The following is a 995-nucleotide window of genomic DNA, read 5'->3' as shown; positions in this document are numbered from 1 at the left end:
CCTTTAAATCCAGGTGATTCATATAATTTTTCAGGCACAGCTCTCCGGTTTCCTGCCGGAAAGTCACCACTCTTGCCGGGCGGTGCACATTCCGGTATTCCAGAAGCCCGGTATGAGGTGTCCGGTCAGGATATACCAGTCCGTCCATACAGAAATTGCCGTCATGGACCTCTTCCCCAAAATCTCCTCCGTAAAAATACTTTTCTTTTCCATTAACAGCCTTTCCCCGGTACACTCCATGATCACACCACTCCCACACAAAGCCTCCGCAAAGCTGGTCATATTGATAAATCATCTGGAAATAATCCTCCAGATCTCCCGGTCCGTTTCCCATGGCATGACAGTATTCAATCAAAAGAAAGGGCTTATCCGGTTTCTGTTCCATATATTCCCGGATTTCTTCCAGAGAAGGATACATTCTGCTGAAAATATCAATATTGCTGTAATCGTATTTTCTTTTATTATTCCGGTAAAAAGAGCTTTCATAGCAGGTCAGCCTTGTTTTATCAAACTGCTTCGTCCACTTTAAGGCTTCCTCAAAGGTACAGCCATAGCCACATTCATTTCCCATGGACCAGATCACAATGCTGGGGCGATTTTTCTCCCTGTGTACGCAAAGTCTGGTACGGTCCAGGGTAGCCGGTATGAAATCCGGGTTATCAGAAATCCTCTCATTCCATCTCTGGCTTACATTTTCCCAGCTGGAATCTTTTAAATACTGGGACTGGGTTCCATGACTTTCATTGTCTGCCTCTGCGATCACAAAAAATCCATACTCATCACAGAGCTGATAAAAATAAGGCGCATTGGGATAATGACTGCTGCGGACTGCATTAAAGTTGTTCTCCTTCATCATCTGCAGATCCTTTTTCATCTGGTCAGGCCCAATGACAAACCCGGTCACCGGATCCGAGTCATGGCGGTTCACTCCCTTAAATTTAACAGCAGTGCCATTCAGATAGATGACAGCATCCTTCACACAGATTTCCCGGATA

1 protein-coding gene is annotated in these 995 nt (G+C 45.2%); it reads right to left on the bottom strand.

Features of this window, described 5'->3' with window-relative positions; genetic code table 11:
• Window positions 1–995, bottom strand: a 995-nt coding sequence (locus tag QVP40_RS11735) for a glycoside hydrolase family 2 TIM barrel-domain containing protein (RefSeq protein WP_288200539.1), incomplete at both ends; no start/stop codon positions are given.

The organism is Blautia sp. CAG:257 (assembly GCF_000433815.1).
In the GTDB taxonomy this organism is placed as follows: domain Bacteria; phylum Bacillota; class Clostridia; order Lachnospirales; family Lachnospiraceae; genus Blautia_A; species Blautia_A caecimuris.
The sequence above is the reverse complement of the archived record's forward strand: the minus strand, read 5'-3'. Positions and strand labels throughout refer to the sequence as shown.